The organism is Trinickia sp., from assembly GCF_051961175.1.
Classification (GTDB): domain Bacteria; phylum Pseudomonadota; class Gammaproteobacteria; order Burkholderiales; family Burkholderiaceae; genus Trinickia.
Window position 1 is genome coordinate 1 of record NZ_JBQCDN010000169.1, and the last position, 2815, is coordinate 2815.

The following is a 2815-nucleotide window of genomic DNA, read 5'->3' on the forward strand; positions in this document are numbered from 1 at the left end:
AATGCCATTTGACAGGTAGCAAAGGAGCGGGGACCCCGGCGTTGCCGCTCCCCGCCTGAAAGCCGGCCGCACCGTTAACCCAGAAGTCCGTTACGCTCAAATTGTCCGCAAGATGATCGATCCCTCCCATCGAATAGCCAAAGGATTCTTCACTGCCTAACGAGTGGCAGGCGGTGAGTGCGGCCATCAGCGCGACGCCAAGCGTCACAAGCCATGCGCGACAGGTTCGTTTTGTCATTCCTATGTTTTCGATTCCCGGCCTTCGAAATTATCTAAGCCACACGCCACGGCGGCAGGTCATGCCATTGTCCCGACGCACGCAACGAGTCGACTTTTGCGAGAAACTGCTTCAACACAGCGCCATTTGTCTCGACCGCTGCCGCCGCAACATGCCGCTGCACATCGAACGGCTCAATGCCGTGCTCCAGTACAAACGCCGCAGATGCTTCAACGTGCGAATACTGCTCGGCCCGCAAGCGCTCACCGGCGACGTCACCGCTGCCCGCAGCCAGTTCGTCGGCCAATGCTCCGGCCAATTGTTGCTCGAGCAACTGAGCACTCTGCACTCGCCGAAAACCATGGCATCGGGCCTCCAGCTTGGAACCGCTCCCCATCATCACGTTTCATGTAGTGCTCGCATTAAGGCATTCACGCGATGCTTTACGAAAAATTCACGCTCGCTTTGTCTGTTGCCGCGACGTAGCGCATTTTCAGCCGCGGAAAAATCACCGGCAGCGACCAGTCGCGAATCCTGAAGTCCCATCGCCCCTCGATGCCCATAAACGTCGCAGCGAAATGTCGCTCATCGTTCCATGTCACGCTCTCAAGCAGGAACGTGCCGTACATCGCTCCGACGGATCGCTCGCCCAACACCTTGCGCAGGTCCTTCGAAATCAGCACGAAATTGACCGACTCCTCAAACGGACAGTCGTAGTCAGTCACCAACAGAAAGCCGGCCGTTGTTTCGAACTGGTGAAGCAAGACGTATCCGTTCACCTTGAGACCGGAGGGCGTGCCGTCGAGTATGAGCCGTGAGCGCAGAGGCCAGGACTCGTAAGGCCCAGCGTGTGTCTCGAGGGAAAAGCGGTTTGTCGCATTCATCTCGTCAACTGTCCTATTCACCGCCCAAATTGGTATTTCTCGACAAGCCTGATAAGCTAACGCGCGTCGAAATGGAGAGGTCGATGACTCACAATACCAATATCGATGAAAAAATCGATGAAAACACGCACGCATTAAAGGGCCAAGCACTCGAACAATTGATGGATCGACTCGAAGCCGATCTCGAGGAAAGCAACTCGAGCACGGCCGCCGGTCTATTGACGAGGCTGCGTGCGCAACCGCTTCAGGCCGACTCGATCGAGGCCATCGGGCGTCTGCATACGCTCTGGATGCGAGCCGGAGACGCCGCCGCCGCGCGCGCCGTGCTCGACGCCGACGGCACGCGGCTGCTCGGCAATGCCTCCCGGCAAGCCTATGCGGATATCCGGATGCAGCTTGCGCTTTATCGCCTGCAAATCGCGCACTACCTGGACGAGGAGGACGCGGTATCGTCCGCGCTTGCGCAACTGCGCGATGTCGTCGAAACCGAGCCGGCACTCGTGGCCGAGCGCTATCGGCGCGTACGCGTGCTCGATAACATCGAGCAGGAACGACCTACCCAAGCGTTGGCCGCCATCGAGCTGCGCAATACACTGAATCTCGCCGTGCCGGAACGCGCCCCCGTGCGCGCCTGGGATGAAGCGGATTACCAAGTGCGGCGCGCATGGTTCCACCGCAAGCAAGGCGATGCCGACGCGGCACGCGCAGCCGCAGAGGCGGCCGTGGCAGCCATGGCATCGGCAAGCACCGATCAATCCATCGATGCCTCGGATTGGCTGCGCATGGGCGACTCCCTGATCGAGATCGCACCGCTGCAGTTAGCCGTGATCGAACGCGCCATCACCGCCTTGACGGCCGACTGGCCGCTGCCGCAGCGGCGCGAAACCGAGGTGCGCGTGGCGCGGCTCGCCGCACGCGCCGCCTACGCGCAGGGCGATCTGGCGAGCGCTTTGAGCGCGTGCGAGCTCGCGCATATGAGCCTCGAATCGAATGGTTCCGACGATTTCCTTGAGTACGAACTGCCGTGGCTCGTGGAAGCCGGGCGCTTCGACGACGCCGGCCAGCGTGCATTCTTCCATATTTACGAGTTCGAACAAGAGATGTGGGAGAGCGTCGGCCGCACCGTGCACGAGCGGCTGGCGGACCCGGCCGATACCTCCGTCTGGTGGGCGCTCTGTGCCGTGCGTGCCTGCCACACCGCGCCGACGCTCGCGCGCCTCGCCGCGATCGGGCGCGAAGGCGGCCAGGATCTGATAGCGCGCTCCCCCATTCATGCCGAATTGTTCGCTGCGCTCGCTACGCAGTCGGAAGAAGCGGCGCTCGATATCGTTTCCGATGCCGCTCGCACACTCGCCGAGCGGCGTGCGCCGGGCCACCCGTGGGCCACGCGGCTGGGCGCCGTGCATGATGCACGCGCGCAACGCATCGATGCGCAGACGCAGGTCTCGAGGATCGCCGATGCGATCGCGCGGGGCGGGCTTGGAGACAAGCGCACCGCCAGCTCGCTCCTGATGGCTCAGCATGAGGCGATAGGACTCATCGCTGCCCTCAAGCTGCCGCCGCCGACGCTGACGGCCGGCATGTGGTGCTACAACTTCGGCTGCACGCTCGATGATTACTTCCTGGGACACGAGGATTCGGTGCCCAAGGCAGAGCACGCGCAAGCGTGGGCAGATATCGAACGGATCCAGATTGCCGTCTACGAGCAGGGGCG

Annotated in this window: 3 protein-coding genes and 1 pseudogene; 1 reads left to right on the plus strand and 3 read right to left on the minus strand. The window is 62.0% G+C overall.

The annotated features are described in order from the left end of the window. From ACTHL0_RS09730 to ACTHL0_RS09740, 3 genes and pseudogenes are all read right to left on the minus strand, one after another. Nucleotides 1-238 (minus strand): annotated as a pseudogene (locus tag ACTHL0_RS09730) (hypothetical protein); the annotation flags it as partial. A 34-nt stretch (nucleotides 239-272) separates the two neighbouring features. Continuing rightward, entirely contained in the window at nucleotides 273-524 is a 252-nt protein-coding gene (locus ACTHL0_RS09735; protein ID WP_440566520.1) for a hypothetical protein, read from the minus strand. A 136-nt stretch (nucleotides 525-660) separates the two neighbouring features. Continuing rightward, the gene (locus tag ACTHL0_RS09740) at nucleotides 661-981 is read right to left on the minus strand and encodes a hypothetical protein (RefSeq protein ID WP_440566521.1); all 321 of its coding nucleotides are present in this window, start codon (nucleotides 979-981) and stop codon (nucleotides 661-663) included. 203 nt (nucleotides 982-1184) lie between these two features. On the opposite strand from ACTHL0_RS09740, the gene ACTHL0_RS09745 reads away from it, so the two are divergent. Then, nucleotides 1185-2815: hypothetical protein (locus ACTHL0_RS09745; RefSeq protein WP_440566522.1), on the plus strand; the 1631-nt coding region annotated here is incomplete at its 3' end.